Genomic DNA, 19,003 nt, shown 5'->3' with positions numbered 1-19,003 from the left:
TGGCGATTGATCTTTCCGCAAAAATGCGGAGAACACTGTGCGGAACTGACCTGTCGCACGCTGGCAAGTCGCGATATGGTTCCGACCACAAACGAGGGCCAGCCATGACTGCTATTTTGTCCATCAAGGATTTGCGCAAATCCTATGCCGACGGGTTTGAGGCGCTGAAAGGCGTTTCGCTGGACATTGAAGAAGGTGAGATTCTGGCTCTGCTCGGGCCGAACGGGGCGGGCAAGACCACCCTGATCTCGACCGTCTGTGGGATCACCACGCCCAGTTCCGGGTCAGTCACCGTTGGTGGCCATGACATTCAGGCCGAGTTTCGCGCCGCCCGCAGGATGATCGGTCTGGTGCCGCAGGAAATCGCGTTGGAGCCGTTTGAGAAAGTGTACAATACCGTCCGGTTTTCGCGCGGTCTGTTCGGGTATGGGCGCGACGATAGTCGGATCGAGGAAATATTGCGGAAGCTATCGCTGTGGGACAAGCGCAGCAATGCGATCAAAGAGTTATCGGGGGGCATGAAGCGGCGGGTTCTGATTGCCAAAGCACTGGCGCATGAGCCCCGTATTCTGTTTCTGGATGAGCCCACGGCCGGGGTCGATGTCGAACTGCGTAAGGACATGTGGGAGATTGTGGCCGAGTTGAAACAGGCCGGTGTCACCATCATTCTGACGACGCACTACATCGAAGAGGCCGAGGCGATTGCGGATCGGGTCGGGGTAATCGACAAGGGTGAGCTGCTGCTGGTGCAGGACAAGGACACCCTGATGGCGCAGATGGGCAAAAAGCAGATCGAAGTGATGCTGGCGGCTCCGATATCAGAGATACCGGATAGTCTGGCTGCTCATAACTTGGCCTTGAATGGCAATGGCGACGCGCTGGTTTATACATATGACACGAATGCTGATCGGACCGGGATCACCACGCTTTTGAATGATGTGGCGCAGGCCGGATTGGTCTTGCGGGACGTTCAGACCCGGCAATCCAGTCTGGAAGAGATATTTGTTAATCTGGTATCGGGAGAGCCCGCATGAACTGGTCTGCTGTCGCTGCGATCTACCGATTTGAAATGACCCGTTTCTTCAGGACTTTGGCGCAAAGCTTTCTGTCACCGGTTCTGTCGACCTCGCTGTACTTTGTGGTCTTTGGCACCGCCATCGGCAGCCGCATTCAAGAGGTCGAGGGCGTGTCTTATGGTGCCTTCATCGTGCCCGGGTTGATCATGTTGTCGATTGTGACGCTGTCGATTTCAAACGCGTCTTTCGGCATCTATTTCCCTAAGTTTCTAGGCACAATTTACGAGCTGCTCTCGGCCCCGGTGAACTTTATTGAGATTGTTATCGGTTATGTGGGCGCGGCGGCGACCAAGGCCCTGTTCGTTGGTCTGGTGATCCTGATCACGGCGACATTCTTTGTGGATATCCGAATAGAGCACCCATTTGCGATGGCGGCTTTCCTGATCCTGTCCTGCCTCAGCTTTTCGCTGCTGGGGTTCATCATCGGTATCTGGGCCAGCAACTTTGAACAGATGTCGCTGGTGCCGCAGCTTGTTGTGACACCGCTGATCTTTCTGGGTGGCACTTTTTACTCGATCTCGATGTTGCCGCCGCTGTGGCAGACCATCACATTGTTCAACCCGGTTGTGTATCTGATATCGGGCTTCAGATGGTCGTTTTACGGGCTGGCGGACGTACCCGTTGTGTTCAGCTTGCTGGCCATCGTGGCGTTCACGCTGATCTGCCTTGCGGTGATCGGTTGGATATTCAAAACCGGATGGCGTATCCGCAGCTAGGCGTTGCATTTTTGCCCTTCGAGTGTGTGAATTTGGTTCACGTCGCGTTTAAGGCCGGATGAGTCCCTTGTTTACGGGTTGGGGGCACTCTACATCGGCACCCATGAAACTCAGCCTGCCGTTTGTCAAAAAACATCCTGTCGTCGCCGTCATACGCCTGTCCGGGGCTATTGGAATGGCCGGTCGCGGAGCGTTAAACGATACCTCGCTCGCCCCTGTTTTGGAAAAGGCGTTTCGTAAGGGAAAGCCGGTTGCCGTCGCGCTAGAGGTCAACTCTCCGGGTGGCTCACCGGTTCAAAGCTCGCTGATTGGGTCACGTATTCGGCGATTGTCTGATGAGCTCGACATCCCGGTGATTGCCTTTGTCGAGGACGTCGCGGCCTCGGGCGGCTATTGGTTGGCAGCGGCAGCTGATGAAATCTGGGCCGATGAAAGCTCGGTCTTGGGTTCGATCGGAGTGATTTCTGCCAGCTTTGGAGCGCATGAATTTCTGGCAAAGCAGGGGTTCGAGCGGCGCGTGCATACGGCTGGCAAGTCGAAATCGATGCTCGACCCGTTCCGGCCGGAAAAGAAGGAAGACGTCAAGCGTCTGCAGGGCCTGTTGGGCGACATCCATGAAAACTTCATTGCGCATGTCAAAGCCCGCCGTGGGGACAAGCTGGACGAAAGTGCCGATCTTTTTACGGGCGAAGTCTGGCTTGGAAAACGCGCGCAGGAGTTGGGGTTGATCGAAGGCATCGCCCATCTCAAACCCAAGATGCAGGAGCGTTTCGGCGAGAAGGTTAAATTTCGGCGCTACGGCGTGCGCAAACCAATTTGGTCGCGCTTCGGGGCTTCGCTGGTGCAAGACGCCATTGCCGGGCTAGAGGAGCGGGCGGCCTACGCGCGTTTCGGTCTGTGACGTGATCATCAAAATTGTCACCTTGTTTCTGGTTGCCATGGGTGTTTTGGCGATGTTCGGCAAGCTGCGGTTTCCTGGGCAAAAACGTTTGAGCTCGGCCAAATGTCCGCGTTGTGGCAGATTCCAGATCGGCAAGGGCCCTTGTGCCTGTGAAAAAGGAGGCCGGACATGACGGCATGGCTGCTCTCCGGCCTGGGTTTGGTGATCCTGCTGTTGGCAGGCGATGCGCTGGTACGCGGCGCAGTGAACCTGAGCCTACGATTGGGGGTACCTGCCCTGATCGTCAGCCTGACCATCGTGGCCTTTGGCACCTCGGCGCCTGAATTGTTGATCGCTATCAGCGCGATTGACGAAGGTGCGCCTGGTCTTGCGCTGGGCAATGTCGTTGGGTCCAATACGGCCAACATCCTGTTGGTACTGGGTGTGCCCGCATTGCTAGCGACCCTGCACACAAGCGAATGCGACAGCCGCAAAAGCTATGTCTTTATGTTGCTGGCGAGTGTTCTGTTCATTGGCCTGGCCTTTTGTGGTGTCTTCAACCTGTTCAGCGGCGCAATCCTGTTGGCCGCACTTGGGCTGGTTCTGTGGAACGCGTTTCGAGATGCAAAAGCACATCGCAAAGCCTGCGCGGCTGATGATGAGTTGGATGGTCTGGAAGAGGCTGATCCAGACATGCCGTATTGGAAGATTTCGATCTACTTGATCCTGGGCCTGATCGGCCTGCCCATGGGCGCGCACCTTCTGGTGGACAACGCCACAATTATCGCACGTATGTATGGCATCAGCGAAACCGTGATCGGCCTTACGCTGGTCGCGATTGGAACGTCTCTGCCTGAACTGGCGACAACGGTTATGGCCGCGCTGCGGCGGCAGGCGGACGTGGCGCTAGGCAATGTGATCGGGTCGAACATGTTCAACCTTCTGGCTATTGTCGGCATTGCCACCTGGTTCGGCAATATCCCAGTCGACCCGGAATTCCTGCGCTTTGACCTGTGGGTGATGCTGGGTGCCTCGCTGCTGCTGATCCCGTTTGTGTTTTTCAAACAGGATATCTCGCGCATCTGGGGTCTAGTCTTGACGTTTCTTTATGCGCTTTATCTCACCGCATTGCTGATGTGATCTGACAAAGAGAGGTAGCCCATGTCCCGAGCCTTAGTGACTGGAGCAGGTATCCGTTTGGGACGCGCAATGGCGCTGTATCTGGCCGGGCGCGGGTATGATGTGGTCGTTCATTATGCGACCTCGGAACAGCCTGCGTCAGAGACAGTTGCACAGATCGAAGCCCTGGGCCGTAAGGCGGTCGCGCTGCAGGCTGATCTGTTGGATGAAGCGCAGGTCGCGGCCTTGCTTCCACGCGCGGCTAAGGCGCTGGGCGGGCCGATCACCTGTCTGGTGAACAATGCCTCTATCTTTGAATATGACAACATCCACACGGCCACGCGCCAAAGCTGGGACCGGCACATCGATAGCAACCTTCGGGCACCCTTCGTGCTGACGCAAGCTATGGCAGAACAGGGCCTGCAGCCCGAAACTGATGCGCAGGATGAACCGGTGGCGACCGGGCTGATCGTCAACATGGTAGATATGCGGGTGCGCAAGCTGACGCCGGAATTCATGACCTACACCATTGCCAAGATGGGGCTTTGGGCACTGACCCGAACGGCGGCGCAGGCGCTGACACCTGCGATCCGAGTCAACGCCATTGGGCCCGGCCCGACCATGCAAGGACATCGACAATCTGAGGAGCACTTTCAGGCCCAACGCGCGAACACGGTGCTGGAACGCGGTGCGAATCCCTCGGATATCACGGCGGCACTTGGCTATTTTCTCGATGCTCATGCGGTCACAGGGCAGCTGTTATGCGTGGATGGCGGGCAGCATCTGGGGTGGCAAACCCCCGATGTTCTGGGCGTAGAATAGGTAAATCCGCTGCAAGTTTTGCACCGCTCGCTTTTCTGTTACATGCGCGTTACAAAAATGTCTTTTTTTTCATGCACTTGCCGGCGCCTCAAAAAAATAACATTATAAAACAAAGCATTAGGGTAGCGCCTAAATTTTGTGCAAATCAGCGAACTGGCAATGAAACAAGGAAGAATCCCAGATCAGGGAAACTTATCTGCATACTTATCCACAGAAACCGTGGATTTGTTTTCTCTTGAACTGTGGTCCACAAGATTGCAGCCAATGCCAGAGAATCATATCTCAGAGCTATGACCGGCCCAAGCGAATCGACCTCGGACACTCAGCCAACCGGCTACGCCTGCATTCAGCGCTATCTGAAGACGCTGGACAGTTCGCCTGGCGTCTATCGGATGTTGGATGCCGATAGTCGGGTTTTGTACGTGGGCAAAGCGCGAAACCTGAAGGCGCGGGTGTCGAACTATACGCGCCCGGGGCATTCCGGTCGGATCGAGAAGATGATCGCTGCGACTGCATCGATGATGTTCCTGACCACACGGACCGAGACCGAAGCGCTGCTGCTGGAACAAAACCTAATCAAGCAGCTTAAGCCCAAGTACAATGTGCTTCTGCGGGACGATAAGAGCTTTCCGAACATACTGGTCGCCAAAGATCATGCCTTTCCGCAGATCAAAAAGCATCGTGGGGCGAAGAAGGAAAAAGGCACGTATTTCGGCCCCTTCGCCAGCGCGGGTGCGGTGAACCGGACGCTGAACCAGTTGCAAAAGGCATTCCTGCTGCGCAATTGCTCGGATTCCATGTTCGACAGCCGGACACGGCCCTGTCTGCTGTATCAGATCAAACGGTGTTCTGGACCGTGTGTTGGTCTGATTTCCGAGGGCGACTACCGCGAAAGCGTCAAAGATGCGGAGCGGTTCCTATCGGGGCGGTCCACCAAGGTGCAGGAAGATCTGGCCGCCCAAATGATGGCCGCGTCCGAAGCGATGGAGTTCGAACGCGCCGCCGGATTGCGTGATCGTATACGGGCGCTGACACAGGTACAGACCAGCCAGGGCATCAACCCGCGCGGTGTGACCGAGGCGGATGTGATTGGCCTGTATATGGACAGCGGACAGGCTTGCGTGCAGGTGTTTTTCATCCGGGCCAACCAGAACTGGGGGAACAAGGATTTCTATCCCCGGGTTGGGGCCGATGTGTCTCCGGCTGAGGTGATGGAGGCCTTCCTAGGTCAATTCTACGACAACAAGGAACCGCCACGCCAGTTGATCCTGTCAGACGGGGTCGAGAATGCTGATCTGATGCAAGAGGCGCTGACTGAAAAGGCAGGTCGCAAGGTTGAAATCCTTGTGCCTCAACGCGGTGAAAAACAAGAGCTGGTCGCCGGTGCCCTGCGCAATGCGCGCGAGTCGCTGGCGCGCCGCATGTCGGAAAGTGCCACGCAAGCCAAGCTGCTGCGCGGTGTGGCCGAAGCGTTTGATCTGGATGCGCCTCCGGCACGAATTGAGGTTTACGACAACTCTCATATCCAGGGCACCAATGCGGTGGGTGGCATGATCGTGGCAGGGCCCGAAGGCTACATGAAAAACGCCTATCGCAAGTTCAACATTCGCGGCGATGACCTGACCCCGGGCGATGACTTTGGAATGATGAAAGAGGTTCTGACCCGTCGCTTTACCCGCCTGCAAAAGGAAGACCCCGACCGCGACAAAGGCATGTGGCCCGATCTGCTGCTGATCGATGGCGGGGCCGGGCAGGTGAGCGCAGTGCAAGAGATCATGGAACAGTATGGCGTTGAAGACATCCCGATGGTGGGTGTCGCCAAGGGCGTCGACCGGGACCACGGTAAGGAAGAATTCCACCGCATCGGTCAGCGCCCCTTTGCCCTGAAACGCAACGACCCTGTATTGTATTTTATTCAGCGCCTCAGGGATGAGGCTCACCGCTTTGCCATCGGCACCCATCGCGCGAAACGCGCCAAGGCGGTTGGGGCGACGCCTCTGGACGAAATCCCCGGCGTGGGTGCAGCGCGCAAACGTGCTTTGCTGACCCATTTCGGCAGCGCCAAGGCGGTCAGCCGCGCCAATCTGGCAGATCTGAAAGCGGTCGAGGGGATCTCAGCCGGGTTGGCGCAAAAAGTCTACGATTTCTTCCATGACAAGGGCTAGGCCCGCCGCCCGCGCCACAGGATGTAAAGCCCAGATGCCACGATCAGCGCGCTGCCGATCCACATGGTCTGATCCAGGTGCTCACCAAAGAAGATCACGCCCAACGCAACCCCGAACAGCAGGCGCGAGTAGCGGAAGGGCGTTACAGCTGACACTTCTCCGGTCCGCATGGCCTTCATCAGCGACGCGTAGGCAATGGTTCCAAGGATCACGGCGCCGGCCATATGCAGGCTTGTGTCAAGGGGTAGCGATACAATGGGTGCTTGTTCCCAAAAGCTATAGGCAAACCCCGCGATGATCACACAGGCGAAGCCATAAAACCCTAGCACTTCGGTGCCCAGACTGGCCGGTGCCGCACGGCTGGCCAGATCACGCCCCGCAAACCCCAACATCCCGAACACGGCAAGCAAAGATAGGACGCTGAAGCTGTCGCCTGTTGGTTGGATGATGATGACGACACCGATCAGACCCACAAGAATGGCACTCCACCGCCGCCAGCCAACGGTTTCGCCGAACAGCAGCGCGGCGCACGCGACAACCACCAGCGGTGTGGCTTGCAGGATGACTGTGGCCGAGGACAATGGGGTCAGCGTGAAGGCCAGAATGTAGAACAGACGCCCCAGAATCTCAAAAACCGCACGGATTTTCATTGCAGGCGATAAGACGTCGGGCTGCCACAGGCGTGTGCCGCGCGCCTTGGCGACGCTGGCAAAGATCAGCGATCCGCCCAGCCCGAACAGGACAAGTGTTTGCCAGATGGGCAAGGCCAAAGCGGTTGCTTTCAGCAGCGCATCCTCCAGCGCGAAACACGCCATTGCGCCGATCATCCAGGCGCTGCCAACCAAATTGGCGCGCGCGTCCGTTTCGATATGTGAGGTCATGGTCTGCCTTTGGCAAAATCATCCGCAATCTGACGTCATTCCGGCCCGGGGCCAAGGGCGAAAACGGCACATCTGGTCGGCTGTGCCACTTTGACCAAGCCTCTGGGATTGGTGCGGTTTTTTAACCCTTTGTCTTTTCTGTCCTGACCCGGCGATGTAGGGTCAGCCCATGAAGTGGAACTTGCCGAATATTCTGACCTTGCTGCGCTTGCTGGCAGCCCCCGGTCTGGCCGTAATGTTTCTGTATTTCACCCGCCCCTATGCGGATTGGTTTGCGCTGGTCCTGTTCCTGTCGGCAGCGATTACAGACTGGTTCGATGGCTATCTGGCGCGCGCGTGGAAACAGGAAACCAAGATCGGGGCGATGCTGGACCCGATTGCCGACAAAGCGATGGTGGTGATCGCGCTGATGATCCTTGTCGGCTATTCGACCGAGCATTGGACACCGTGGCTGGTTCTTCCCGCCACCGTGATCCTGTTCCGCGAGGTCTTCGTCTCGGGTTTGCGCGAGTATTTGGGCGATGTCGCTGGTACACTCAAGGTCACCAAACTGGCCAAGTGGAAGACAACCGCTCAAATGGTAGCGATTGCGATCCTGTTCTCGCAGGGTATTTTCGAGCACTATTTTGTGATGGCCACATTCGGGATGGATGCGATCACCATTGATCAGGTTTTGACCGGCCAAATAGAGGATGTGAACAACATAGGCTGGACGCTTGAGGGTATGTACTGGTCAGGCCAGATCGGCCTATGGCTGCTGTGGCTCGCTGCGGCGCTAACATTGATCACCGGCTATGACTACCTACGTAAAGCCATGCCTCATTTGAAGGAGAGCTAACCGATGAACGTGCTGTATTTCGCCTGGGTGCGCGAGCGGATCGGTCTGCCGAAAGAGAAGGTCGAGACAGATGCAGCGACCGTGTCGGAACTGGTTGCAGAACTCAGCGCACGTGAAGACCGCTATGCTGCTGCATTTGCCGATATCTCGGCCCTGCGCGTGGCGCTGGATCAGGAACTATCGGATTTCGATGCGCCCTTGGACGGTGTGCGCGAAGTGGCGTTTTTTCCACCCATGACCGGCGGCTGACATGCGTATCGTCGTTCAGGAACAGCCGTTCGATCTGGGGGCCGAGGCTAATGCCTTTGCCGCCGGGGGCGACGCCAATGGCGCCATCGTGACCTTTACCGGCGTGGTGCGCGATCTGGTCTCGGGTGATCTGGACGTGATGGAGATCGAACACTATCCGGGCATGACCGAACGCGCCCTCACCAAGATCGCCGAAGAGGCGCAGATGCGATGGTCATTGGGGGATGTGCTGGTCATTCATCGCTATGGGCGGTTGTCCCCAGGGGACCGGATCATGATGGTGGCCACGGCCGCCCCGCATCGCAAGGATGCGTTCGAGGCGGCCGAGTACCTTATGGACTACCTCAAATCCCGCGCGCCGTTTTGGAAGAAAGAGATCACGCGCTCAGGCGCGGAATGGGTTGCCGCAAAGGATGAGGACGAAGACGCGCTGGGGCGTTGGTAGTCGTGGGCTATCAGTCCGCGTTGTTGATGCGCCCGCGCAATTCCTCTGCCTCTTGCCTTGCCGCGCGCAACCCGTCCATGGCGGCGGCCAGTTCGGCTTCGGTCTGGGTCAGTTGGTTGGTCAGCTCCGCCTCGCGCTGTTGCAGGTAGGTGATCGCCTGATCGCGGGTTTCTTCGGCTTCGTGCAGTTCCTGGCTCATCCGGTCCAGATCGGCCACGTCGCTTTGACGGACGCGCGACAGGCGATGTGCCAGCCAGTTGGCGAACCAGCCCATGCAGAACGCCGCGAACAAGATGATGGCTGTGGCGATGATGAATTCGATTCTGTTCAACTTACTGGTCCTCTGCATCCGCCTCGGGTTCCGATGCGGTCGTGTCGGTCTGTTCTGCCGCGCCTGTCTCGGACTCAAGCGCTTCCAGCCCTGTCTCGGTGTTCTCGGTGGGCGCGGGGCGGATCAGACGAAACTCAATTCTGCGGTTTTCTTCGCGGCCCTCTTCGCTCTCATTGTCGGCGATGGGTTGCGTTTCACCATAGCCAACGGCTGTGTAGCTTGAGGTTGGAATCCGCCTTCCGCGCAACTCGTTTAATATGGATTGCGCGCGCGCCTGACTGAGTTGTTGGTTCATCTCTTCGCGGCCCTGACTGTCGGTATGACCCTGAATCTCCATCCGGATTGGACCACAGTCGCGCAGGATGTCGGCGATCTGATTAACTGTATCGCGCGAGTCGCTTGCAATCGTGGCAGAGCCGGGCTCGAACGCGATTTTGCTGGCGGACTGTATCTGGACGATCTGTTCTTCGCATTGCTCTGGGTCGGGCAGGGCATCCTCGGGCTCGGGCGGCTCCACGTAGGTGATCGACAGGCTAAATTCTTGCGCGTCGCCCAGTTTCTCGGACAACAGGCGAGCGATCCGGGCTTTTGCCTCCTGATCATGGCTGATGCCATGCAGGTCGACCGTCTCCGTCGTGACGGTCAGCGCGCCATTGTGAAGCTGAGACAGCGCCTCAAGCCCGGCCAAAACGCGCACGGGCCAGTCCCCTGGAAGTTCGGGGACAATACGGGTGGCGGTGTACACCTGTTCCGAACCGAAGGTTGCGCGGGCATAGCTGTCGACCATGTCGCGCAGTGTTTCATCGCTGACCCGACCGCGCAGTTGCACAAGGCCCTCGGGGCTGCGGGTAGCTGAGAATTCGGTGGGCTCATTTGCCCCCTCTGCCTCTGGTTTTGGCAGAACGGCGTGCAGGGCGAAGACCTCGGGCAGTGCGTTTTCCAACTCGCCTACCACACGATCAAACACGTTCGGATTTGTGCCCTGCGCGGCGATCAGGGTCATATCTGCGTCTGATATAGTCAATGACCCCTGGCCGATTTCCGCCAATGCCTTGATTCCCAGCGAAGCCGCCTCGGGCCAGCGCGGCGTAGGGACGCCCAGGCCAATCGTACAGCTGAACGGGGCGGTTAAACCTGCGGACTGAGCCGCAGCCATGATTTGATCGCGGGCTTTTTCGTTCTGGGCCGAACACGCATCGAACTGCCCGCCATCAGTACCGATGAGATAGCGCAGCGTGAAGGGCGTGATCACCGGGCGCGGGGCCGAGATCGACAGGCCGATCCGCAAGCTGGGCGGGGCAGCGCGGGTCAGCGCCTGCTCCAGCCGTTCTTTCTCGGCCTGACTGTCGGCAATTGCAGTCACTCGGACCAGCCCTGGGCTGGCCGAGATTTTGGCGCGGGGCAGTCGGGAAAGCGCGCTGATGGCAAAGGTAATGGCATCGTCCCAGCCCTCTGGCTTGGGATAGTCCGCGGTTTCCATCAGATCCGACACTGCTACAGTCGGGTCCAGATCGTTTAACCTGTCGATAAGTTCTTCCCGATCCTCACTGGCCGGGATCAGGCCGATGATCGAGATGCCGCTGTCATTGCGCAGGATCTCAGTCGAAAAGCGAGGCGCGGCCAGAGCAGTGGTCAGGGTGACATCCATCTCGTCGATGACGCGCGAGGTATCGACCTCGGTGCCTGCGGCGGTCAGAGCGTTAAAGCGTTTGGCCTCGTCCGGTGCGGTCCCGGTCAGAACAACGCGCAACCCGTCGGATTGCACTTCGGCCCAATCGTGGCCGTTCAGGTCCAGCGCGCGGCGCACCGCAAATTCCGACGTTTCCTCGATCTTTGTGACGGCAAAACTGGCCGCCAACAGTGAAAGCCCTGCAGACACAACAAAGATCAGGGAAACAGACAGAACATAGGGCAGACGCATGTGCGGGCTTTGAACTCCTCGGGCGTTTGGCGAACTCTTACAGACCCCGGCCAGCAGGTGCAATCAGAGCAACAGTGCAACGCAGAGGAAGATCAGCGGAATAAGGCCGGTGTCCCGGTTGGAATGGAACAGTTGCAGCAGCTTGCCATTGTCTTCGATATCCAGCCCACGCAACTGCCACATCATGTGCCAGCCCATGGCCCAGGGGCCGCCAAGCGCAATGACCAGTGCCAGAATAGATGCCTGGGGTACCATGGCGTCGACAATCGACAGCCCCATCAGGGCCACCGTTGCAACCAGAAAGTACTTGAGCCAGTTGGCGGTATCGGTGCCAAACAGGCGTGCCGTGGATTTGATACCGACAAGCTCGTCATCTTCCGCATCCTGATGCGCGTAGATGGTGTCATAAAACAACGTCCACGCAATCCCCGCCAGATAGAGCGTGATTGCGGGCCACCCCACGCTGCCGGTGTGGGCTGCCCAAGCCAGCAAAGCGCCCCAGTTGAATGCAAGGCCCAGAAACACCTGTGGCCACCATGTGAACCGTTTGGCAAAGGGATAGATCGTCACGGGCAACAGCGACAGAACGCCCATCGCAATTGCCGCTTGGTTGAAGCTGAGCAGGATGCCCAGAGCCAGCACACATTGTAGGATCATCCAGATCACAGCTCGCCGAACGGTGACCTGCCCGGATGGCAGAGGGCGCGACCGCGTGCGTTCCACTTGCGCGTCGAACTCGCGATCTGTGATGTCATTCCAGGTGCAACCCGCACCGCGCATCAGGAAGGCACCCAGTGCACAACCGATGGCGATCCACAAATCTTCGAGCCTGGGTTGCCCGTCATGCAAAATTGCGAGCGCCAAACCCCACCAACAGGGAATCAGCAGCAGCCATGTGCCGATAGGTCGGTCCGCGCGGCTGAGGCGCAGATACGGGCGGGTGAAGTTCGGGGCATATGTGTCTACCCAGTTCCCGCTTACGGCATCAGCGACCTGACCATCTGGTGTTGGGGCATTGCCTTGCATATGTAAGGCCTCATGAGTGCGAAGATCAGACTGTATGTAGATCAGCCTTTGGGTCAGGGGCAATCCGTTGAATTGACGCGCGAGCAGGCCCATTACCTGTTCGGTGTCATGCGCCTGTCGGTGGGTGGGTCTGTGGCCCTGTTCAATGGCGAGGATGGCGAGTGGCTGGCCGAGGTGGCCGAGGCCGGAAAACGCGGCGGTGTTCTGAGCTGTGTGGAGCAGACCAAACCGCTGCAGTTGCCCCCTGATTTGTGGCTTCTTTTTGCACCGATCAAAAAGGCGCGCACGGATTTCATTGTGGAAAAAGCAACCGAGATGGGGGCTGCGCGGGTTCTGCCGGTGCAGACAGAATTCACCAATTCCGAACGTATTCGGCAAGATCGCCTGCAAGCCCATGCGGTTGAGGCTGCCGAGCAATGTGGCGGAACCTTCGTACCCGAGGTCGCCGAGTTGAAGCGGTTGGACCGGGTGCTGGACACATGGCCTGAGGGGCGGAACCTGATGTTTTGTGATGAGGCCGAGGCTGGCTCGGCCCTTCGATTGGCCGCCAATGAGAAAGGCCAGCCATGGGCTATTCTCATCGGTCCCGAGGGCGGGTTTTCTGACAAAGAGCGCGCGCGTTTGGCGGCATTGCCCTATGCGCATGTTGTCAGCCTCGGGCCCCGTATCCTGCGCGCCGATACAGCAGCGGTCGCCTCGCTGACCATGTGGCAACAGGCATTGGGGGATTGGTCATGATCCGGGAAGCCAACTCATCTGATGCCCCGGCGATTGAGTTGTTTCTGGCCGACTATCCCGATACATCCATGTTCCTGCGCAGTAATCTAGCAGCGCATGGCGTAGGGTTCACAGAATCTGAGCATTCGACTCGATTCTTTGTCTGGGGAAAAAACCAGATCGAAGGCGTGTTCGGCCTGACGAAAAAAGGGTATCTGATGGCGCAGCTGCCGGACAGTACGCCAGAGGCTGCGCAAGGTTTCGCAGACATGATCAAGGATCAGACGGTGTTGGGTATGACCGGCGTTGCCCCGCAGGTTCAGGCTATTCTGAAAGCGCTGGGCATTGGGGAGGCAGCGTATCGCCTGCACCATGATGAGCCGCTTTATCGCCTTGATCTACAGAAGCTCCCGACAGCTCCGATGCCATATCGCGCCCCTACCGACGCGGACCGCCCGATCCTGCTAAATTGGTTTGCAGACTACTTCGAGGACACTGGTCAGGCCAGCGGTCAAGAAGCGCGCGATATGGCTGACGGTCGCGCCACGATGGATGTCCAATCCGGCCGCGTCATCGTTTTGCTGGATGAGGGCTCCCCGGTGGCCATGGCAGCGATCAATGCGGCGGTTGCGGGTCATATTCAGGTCGGCGGAGTTTTCGTGCCACGTGAGAACAGAAACCGGGGGCTTGGCCGCAAGGTCACTACCGCGCTTTTGCAACAGGCAAAGGACCAGGGTGCAGACACCGCCATTCTATTTGCCAACAATCCACCTGCTGCACGGGCTTACGAGGCGCTCGGGTTCCAGCAGGTTGGCTGGTATCGCATCGCGCTTTTACAAAACCCACAAAAGGTGCTGTCATGAGCTTTATCCGACCCGAAGCAAAGCTGGCCCTATGGCGCTGGCGCGAAGTGCTGATCGCTGTGTTTGTTCTGATCCTCGGCCTCAGTTGGATCAACGGACCGGGTGGTTTGCTGGGATGGCTTGGATGGGTGCTGGTCGTGGTCGCCAGTGCCTTGGCTGTGATCGGGATTCAGCGTGCCCGGTTCCGCACGGGATCGGGCGGGCAGGGCATTGTGACGGTGGACGAGGGCCAGATTACCTATTTCGGCCCGCTGGACGGTGGCATGGTTGCCACGCGTGAGATTGAGAGGCTGGCGCTTGATCCCACCTCGGCCCCGGCGCATTGGGTTCTGGATCAACCCGGACAACCGGCGCTTCACATTCCTGTGAATGCGGAAGGGGCCGAGGCGCTGTTCGATGTTTTCTCGGCCCTGCCGGGGTTGAAAACCGAACAAATGCTGACGGAATTGAACGGCCGCTCGGCGCATCCGGTGGTGATTTGGGAGCGCACGCCCTCACGCCCTGCGCATCTTCGGTTGCATTGACACTGGCGCCAATTGCGCCCACGACTGACCGTCAAGACAGACACATCAGGATCGGAGCACAGGTCTCATGTCCATCCCTCAGTCCGGCGGCGGGCCGATCGAACGCCACGAACAACTGGCCGAATATCTGGAATCGGGTTGCAAGCCCAAACAAGATTGGCGCATCGGGACCGAGCACGAGAAGTTCGGCTATTGCAAAGACACCCTTAAGCCGCTGCCGTTTGAAGGCAAACGCTCGATCGTGGCGGTGTTGGAGGGGCTGCGGGATCGCCATGGCTGGGGCGAGGTACGTGAAGGCGGCAAGCTGATCGGTTTGGAAAAAGACGGGGCCAATGTCAGCCTGGAACCCGGCGGTGCGCTGGAACTATCAGGCGCTCCGCTCGAGACGATCCACGAGACCTGCGATGAGGTGAATACTCACCTGCGAGAGGTGAAGGACATCGCCGATGAGATCGGCGTGGGCTTCATAGGTCTGGGCGCGGCTCCGATCTGGACCCATGATGAGATGCCATTGATGCCCAAGGGGCGCTATCGGCTGATGAACGATTACATGGAAGAAGTCGGCACAATGGGCCGCGCCATGATGCGCCGGACCTGCACGGTTCAGGTCAATATCGACTTTGGCTCCGAGGCCGACATGGTGCAGAAGCTGCGCGTGGCGCTGGCGCTGCAACCGGTGGCAACGGCGCTGTTTGCCAATTCTCCGTTCTTCGAAGGCAAGCCCAATGGCCAGAAAAGCTGGCGTAGCCATATCTGGCGGCATCTGGATGATGCGCGTACCGGTATGTTGCCCTTTGTGTTCGAAGATGGGTTCGGTTTTGAACGCTATGTGCAATACGCCCTGGATGTGCCGATGTATTTTGTCTACCGCAACGGCGAATACATCAACGCCTTGGGGCAATCCTTCCGGGATTTCCTGAAAGGCGAATTGCCGGCTTTGCCCGGTGAAACGCCCACGCTGTCGGATTGGGCCGATCATCTGACCACCGCCTTCCCAGAAGCGCGGATCAAGAAATTTATGGAAATGCGCGGGGCCGATGGTGGCCCGTGGCGCAGGCTGTGTGCATTGCCTGCGTTCTGGGTTGGCCTGACCTACGACCAAGGCGCGCTGGATGCCGCCTGGGATCTGGTCAAGCGCTGGGATGCCGAAACGCGCGAGGAATTGCGGGTGAAAGCCGCCGTCAAAGGCCTGCAAGCGCAAGTTGGCGACATCAACATGCACGATCTGGCGCGCGAGGTTGTGGCGATCTCAGAAGCCGGGCTCAAATCCCGCGCCCGTCCGGGTGCCGGGGGTCTTGTGCCAGATGAGACGCACTTCCTGAACGCGCTGAAGGAAAGCATCGAAACGGGCAAGGTGCCTGCTGATGAGTTGCTGGAACACTACAATGGTGACTGGAACGGCGATCTGACGCGGATTTATCCCGAATACAGCTACTGAATAGGCCATTTTCCGGTTAGCATTCGGTTTGCCAGTGTCTTCCTTTCGGATTGAATACGGTCCGGGATGACGGACACTGTCGTGTGTCTGTATCGGAGGGTGATGTTTGGCCCGTATCAGCGAACTTCACTATTCCAACGCCTATGCTGCAAGCTCGGGCGTCAGCGAATTTTTGGAAGTGTCGATTGGTGCTTCCGAAGACCCGGCCAATTTCACTGTGTCCTTTTATCAGGCCAATGGTCAGGTCGGGATTGAAATCCCGCTCACCAGTGTTCCAACGGCGCAAGTGACCGTCGACGCCGACAACAATGAGGTTGTCTATGTAATCTCAGCGGATGACTTCCCGATTCTGCTCACCGACCCGAACGGTGGCGGCTCGACAAACTACGAAGCGTACTCCCTAACCAACACAGCCACAGGTGAGGTGATCGACTTCTACGATATTGGCGGCGGCACGACGAATATCGTTGCTCAGAATGGGCTTGCAGCCGGGGAGACCTCGGTCAATCTGCCGGTGTTGGTCGGACCGAACCAAACTACGACATCGCTGCAGTTCAATCAACCAGACACCAATACGCTGGTGTATGCCCCTGTAAGCCCCGGGGACAGCGGCGCCGCCTGCTTCACCGCCGGGACGATGTTGGATACATCGGATGGTGCGCGACGGATCGAAACGCTGCAACCGGGTGACGCTGTCAACACGCTGGACAATGGCCTGCAACCGGTTCGTTGGGTTGGCCAGCGTACCGTGCCCGGGCGTGGTCGGTTCGCGCCGATCCAGATTTGCGCAGGCACGCTGGGGGCAAAAGCTGATGTGCTGGTCTCGCCGCAGCACCGCATTTTGATATCCGGTTGGCAGGCAGAACTGATGTTCGGCGAGGCCGAGATACTGGTGCCCGCCATATCGCTGGTCAACGGAACCACCGTGATCCAGGCGCCGAGCGACAGCATCACCTATGTTCACCTGCTGTTTGATCACCACCAGTTGCTCAGCACCGCGGGTCTTGTCTCGGAAAGCTTTTTCCCTGGTCGCCAAGGTCTGGCTGGGCTGGCACCGGAAACTGCCGAAGAACTGTTTACCTTGTTCCCGGAACTCCGGCGCTCACCTGCATCTTACGGCAAGGTTACTCGACCTGTTTGGCAAGGCAAAGCCGTGGCATTGTTGCGCTCGGTCTGATTGCGCCACGCGCCCCCTCTTGCTTTCGCGGGCTGCTGTGATAGCAGGTCCTCAATAGCAATCAGGGCCAAGTTCAGGAAGCGTCATGGACGATCTAAAGACAAAATATCTGGGTCAGATCGCCGAGGCGGGCGACGAAAACGCGCTTGAGGCGATCCGCGTCGCGGCCGTGGGCAAAAAGGGCGAGGTCGCGTTGAAGATGCGCGAGTTGGGCAAGATGACGCCCGAGGAACGCCAGGTTGCCGGCCCGGCGCTGAATGCTTTGAAGGATGAAATCAACTCGGCGCTGGCTGCCAAAAAGGCCGCGCTGGCCGATGCGGCGCTGGATGAGCGTCTGCGCACCGAATGGCTGGACGTCACCCTGCCGACCCGAGCGCGCCGTCAGGGCTCGATTCACCCGGTCAGCCAGGCAACCGAGGAACTGACTGCGATCTTTGCCGAACTGGGCTTTTCGGTGGCCGAAGGGCCGCGGATCGAGACCGACTGGCACAACTTTGATGCGCTGAACATCCCCGGTCACCACCCTGCGCGGGCTGAGATGGACACGTTCTACATGCACCGTGCTGAGGGCGACAATCGCCCGCCGCATGTGCTGCGGACGCATACGTCTCCGGTACAGATCCGCTCGATGGAGCTGCAGGGCGCGCCGATCCGCGTGATCTGTCCGGGCGGTGTGTATCGCGCCGATTATGACCAGACCCACACGCCGATGTTCCATCAGGTCGAGGGGCTGGCCATCGACAAAGACATCTCGATGGCGAACCTGAAATGGGTTCTGGAAGAGTTCGTGAAAGCGTTCTTCGAGGTCGACGACGTCGAACTGCGCTTCCGCGCCTCGCACTTCCCCTTCACCGAGCCATCGGCCGAGGTCGATATCCGCTGTTCCTGGGATAACGGTCAGCTGAAGATCGGTGAGGGCGACGACTGGATGGAGATTCTGGGTTCCGGCATGGTCCACCCCAAGGTGATCGCCGCCGGTGGGATCGACCCCGAGGTCTATCAGGGCTTTGCTTTTGGCATCGGGATCGACCGTCTGGCGATGCTGAAATACGGCATTCCGGATTTGCGGGCGTTCTTTGATAGCGATTTGCGTTGGCTGCGCCACTACGGGTTTGCGGCGCTGGATATGCCGAACCTGCATGGTGGTTTGTCGCGGTGACGGCAGTGCCTGTTTTTGGTTGGTTAGAGCCCTACTACGGAGAGCTGATTGGCCTTGCATTTTCATTGCTTGGCGCAGGAATACTGTCCCTCTTTAAGCCCAAAGTAAGACTGATTTTTGGTCAGGCGAACAATAGTCTAAACCACGTGACCGTTCCAGATCCAAACAATGAAGGCCAAAGTACTTCAACAGAAATCTACGTTGAAAAATTCTTCTTACAAAACACGGGCAAACAACCTGCATCAGAAGTAGAATTTGTCCTCAGTGATTGGCCAACGAATATTCGCGTTTGGCAACCGAGAAACGAAAAATACGTTCCAGCGGGAAACGGAAACTGCATTATTTCTATACCTCGCGTTGCGCCCGGTGAATTAGTGATAATCGATTGCGTTTACATCAACATGAAAGCTGCTTGGATTACTTCAGTGAAATGTAGTGAGGCGTTGGGAAAAGAAGTACCTTTTCAAACTGTCCGAAAATTCTCCAGACCTGTCGAAGTCCTTTTTGCAATTGGGTTTCTTTGCGGTTTCGCTTTTTTGATTCAGGTTTTCGCGCGAATGATAGGGTTTATATAAAGCGACTTGGGATCGGAGCCCCACGGTCTGGCGATGGCGCGGCTTGTTACATTGCCCCACGGGCTTGTGACATGACTCGGT

Annotated in this window: 20 protein-coding genes; 16 read left to right on the top strand and 4 right to left on the bottom strand. The window is 58.1% G+C overall.

The window, feature by feature from the left end; genetic code table 11:
* Nucleotides 1-104 precede the first annotated feature (104 nt).
* The 6 genes from ACR0JX_RS14345 (at nucleotide 105) to uvrC (ending at nucleotide 6,778) form a co-directional block, all read left to right on the top strand.
* The gene (locus ACR0JX_RS14345; RefSeq protein ID WP_480544447.1) at nucleotides 105-1,034 is read left to right on the top strand and encodes an ABC transporter ATP-binding protein; all 930 of its coding nucleotides are present in this window, start codon (nucleotides 105-107) and stop codon (nucleotides 1,032-1,034) included.
* Nucleotides 1,031-1,792, top strand: coding sequence for an ABC transporter permease (locus ACR0JX_RS14340; RefSeq protein WP_170535638.1), 762 nt, complete (start codon nucleotides 1,031-1,033; stop codon nucleotides 1,790-1,792). The genes ACR0JX_RS14345 and ACR0JX_RS14340 overlap by 4 nt, the downstream gene beginning before the upstream one ends.
* A 103-nt stretch (nucleotides 1,793-1,895) precedes the next feature.
* Nucleotides 1,896-2,693, top strand: a complete 798-nt coding sequence (locus ACR0JX_RS14335) for a S49 family peptidase (protein WP_480544446.1) — start codon at nucleotides 1,896-1,898, stop codon at nucleotides 2,691-2,693.
* A 168-nt stretch (nucleotides 2,694-2,861) separates the two neighbouring features.
* On the top strand, nucleotides 2,862-3,812 hold the full coding sequence (locus tag ACR0JX_RS14330) for a calcium/sodium antiporter (protein WP_170535642.1): 951 nt from the start codon (nucleotides 2,862-2,864) through the stop codon (nucleotides 3,810-3,812).
* A 21-nt stretch (nucleotides 3,813-3,833) separates the two neighbouring features.
* Entirely contained in the window at nucleotides 3,834-4,613 is a 780-nt protein-coding gene (locus ACR0JX_RS14325) for an SDR family oxidoreductase (protein WP_480544445.1), read from the top strand.
* A 290-nt stretch (nucleotides 4,614-4,903) separates the two neighbouring features.
* Nucleotides 4,904-6,778: an excinuclease ABC subunit UvrC gene (gene uvrC / locus ACR0JX_RS14320; protein ID WP_480544444.1), complete on the top strand. Its 1,875-nt coding sequence runs from the start codon at nucleotides 4,904-4,906 to the stop codon at nucleotides 6,776-6,778.
* On the opposite strand, the gene ACR0JX_RS14315 is transcribed toward uvrC, so the two are convergent.
* The gene (locus tag ACR0JX_RS14315; protein ID WP_480544443.1) at nucleotides 6,775-7,659 is read right to left on the bottom strand and encodes a DMT family transporter; all 885 of its coding nucleotides are present in this window, start codon (nucleotides 7,657-7,659) and stop codon (nucleotides 6,775-6,777) included. The two genes, uvrC and ACR0JX_RS14315, sit on opposite strands and share 4 nt — an antisense overlap.
* A gap of 169 nt (nucleotides 7,660-7,828) precedes the next feature.
* Here ACR0JX_RS14315 and pgsA point away from each other — a divergent pair, with 169 nt between their 5' ends.
* Genes pgsA through ACR0JX_RS14300 form a run of 3 tightly spaced genes read left to right on the top strand, consistent with a single transcriptional unit; the run spans nucleotide 7,829 to nucleotide 9,191 of the window.
* On the top strand, nucleotides 7,829-8,497 hold the full coding sequence (gene pgsA, locus ACR0JX_RS14310) for a CDP-diacylglycerol--glycerol-3-phosphate 3-phosphatidyltransferase (RefSeq protein ID WP_480544442.1): 669 nt from the start codon (nucleotides 7,829-7,831) through the stop codon (nucleotides 8,495-8,497).
* A gap of 3 nt (nucleotides 8,498-8,500) precedes the next feature.
* On the top strand, nucleotides 8,501-8,746 hold the full coding sequence (gene moaD, locus ACR0JX_RS14305) for a molybdopterin converting factor subunit 1 (RefSeq protein ID WP_480544441.1): 246 nt from the start codon (nucleotides 8,501-8,503) through the stop codon (nucleotides 8,744-8,746).
* Nucleotide 8,747: 1 nt separating this feature from the next.
* Nucleotides 8,748-9,191: a molybdenum cofactor biosynthesis protein MoaE gene (locus ACR0JX_RS14300; protein ID WP_480544440.1), complete on the top strand. Its 444-nt coding sequence runs from the start codon at nucleotides 8,748-8,750 to the stop codon at nucleotides 9,189-9,191.
* A gap of 10 nt (nucleotides 9,192-9,201) precedes the next feature.
* Here ACR0JX_RS14300 and ACR0JX_RS14295 read toward each other — a convergent pair whose 3' ends face one another.
* The 3 genes from ACR0JX_RS14295 to ubiA form a co-directional block, all read right to left on the bottom strand.
* Nucleotides 9,202-9,522: a hypothetical protein gene (locus tag ACR0JX_RS14295; protein ID WP_170446384.1), complete on the bottom strand. Its 321-nt coding sequence runs from the start codon at nucleotides 9,520-9,522 to the stop codon at nucleotides 9,202-9,204.
* A 1-nt stretch (nucleotide 9,523) separates the two neighbouring features.
* Nucleotides 9,524-11,443, bottom strand: a complete 1,920-nt coding sequence (locus ACR0JX_RS14290) for an OmpA family protein (RefSeq protein WP_480544439.1) — start codon at nucleotides 11,441-11,443, stop codon at nucleotides 9,524-9,526.
* Nucleotides 11,444-11,506: 63 nt separating this feature from the next.
* Complete coding sequence (gene ubiA / locus ACR0JX_RS14285) at nucleotides 11,507-12,469, bottom strand: 4-hydroxybenzoate octaprenyltransferase (protein WP_480544438.1); 963 nt, start codon at nucleotides 12,467-12,469, stop codon at nucleotides 11,507-11,509.
* A 12-nt stretch (nucleotides 12,470-12,481) separates the two neighbouring features.
* Between ubiA and ACR0JX_RS14280 the strand changes: the two genes are divergently transcribed.
* From ACR0JX_RS14280 to ACR0JX_RS14250, 7 genes are all read left to right on the top strand, one after another.
* On the top strand, nucleotides 12,482-13,207 hold the full coding sequence (locus tag ACR0JX_RS14280) for a 16S rRNA (uracil(1498)-N(3))-methyltransferase (protein ID WP_480544437.1): 726 nt from the start codon (nucleotides 12,482-12,484) through the stop codon (nucleotides 13,205-13,207).
* Nucleotides 13,204-14,049 carry a GNAT family N-acetyltransferase gene (locus tag ACR0JX_RS14275; protein WP_480544436.1) on the top strand — a complete coding sequence of 282 codons (846 nt, stop codon included), beginning with the start codon at nucleotides 13,204-13,206 and terminating at the stop codon, nucleotides 14,047-14,049. Before ACR0JX_RS14280 ends, ACR0JX_RS14275 begins: the two co-directional genes overlap by 4 nt.
* On the top strand, nucleotides 14,046-14,573 hold the full coding sequence (locus ACR0JX_RS14270; protein ID WP_480544435.1) for a hypothetical protein: 528 nt from the start codon (nucleotides 14,046-14,048) through the stop codon (nucleotides 14,571-14,573). Before ACR0JX_RS14275 ends, ACR0JX_RS14270 begins: the two co-directional genes overlap by 4 nt.
* A 67-nt stretch (nucleotides 14,574-14,640) precedes the next feature.
* Nucleotides 14,641-16,011, top strand: coding sequence for a glutamate--cysteine ligase (locus tag ACR0JX_RS14265; protein ID WP_480544434.1), 1,371 nt, complete (start codon nucleotides 14,641-14,643; stop codon nucleotides 16,009-16,011).
* Between the two features lie 106 nt (nucleotides 16,012-16,117).
* Nucleotides 16,118-17,188 (top strand): Hint domain-containing protein, encoded by a 1,071-nt coding sequence (locus tag ACR0JX_RS14260; RefSeq protein WP_480544433.1) that lies wholly within the window; start codon nucleotides 16,118-16,120, stop codon nucleotides 17,186-17,188.
* An 85-nt stretch (nucleotides 17,189-17,273) separates the two neighbouring features.
* On the top strand, nucleotides 17,274-18,347 hold the full coding sequence (gene pheS / locus ACR0JX_RS14255) for a phenylalanine--tRNA ligase subunit alpha (RefSeq protein WP_480544432.1): 1,074 nt from the start codon (nucleotides 17,274-17,276) through the stop codon (nucleotides 18,345-18,347).
* Nucleotides 18,281-18,922 (top strand): hypothetical protein, encoded by a 642-nt coding sequence (locus ACR0JX_RS14250; RefSeq protein ID WP_480544497.1) that lies wholly within the window; start codon nucleotides 18,281-18,283, stop codon nucleotides 18,920-18,922. The genes pheS and ACR0JX_RS14250 overlap by 67 nt, the downstream gene beginning before the upstream one ends.
* The last annotated feature ends 81 nt before the right edge of the window (nucleotides 18,923-19,003 follow it).

Source organism: Ruegeria sp. AH7 (assembly GCF_056541325.1).
Note: the sequence above shows the minus strand (reverse complement) of the source record. Positions and strands in the feature narration are given on the sequence as shown.